1 protein-coding gene is annotated in these 263 nt (G+C 62.7%); it reads left to right on the top strand.

Annotated elements, in window-relative coordinates; all coding sequences use genetic code 11:
- A partial coding sequence (locus tag SB724_RS20590) for an SDR family oxidoreductase (RefSeq protein WP_410572772.1) occupies window positions 1–201 on the top strand: 201 nt, incomplete at its 5' end.
- Between the last annotated feature and the right edge of the window lie 62 nt (window positions 202–263).

Raw genomic sequence — 263 nt, 5'->3', positions numbered from 1 at the left:
CCGGGCTATGTGGAGACGAACAACACGGAAGCTCTGCGGGCCGACCCCGAACGGAGCGCCGAGCTTCTGAAACGCATTCCGGCTGGCCGCTGGGCCAAGCCGGATGATATGGTCGGGGCGGCGATTTTCCTCGCCGCTTCGGCTTCCGATTACGTGCATGGCACAATCCTGCCGGTGGACGGTGGATGGCTGGCCAGATGAGAGGAACCATGAAGTATTATACGACGCCTGATGACGTATCCTGGACCGAGGTCGCGCCCGGC

It is taken from the genome of Bacillus sp. SIMBA_031, assembly GCF_046535225.1.
GTDB classification, from domain to species: domain Bacteria; phylum Bacillota; class Bacilli; order Bacillales; family Bacillaceae; genus Bacillus; species Bacillus velezensis.
This window is presented reverse-complemented; position numbering and strand designations above follow the sequence as displayed.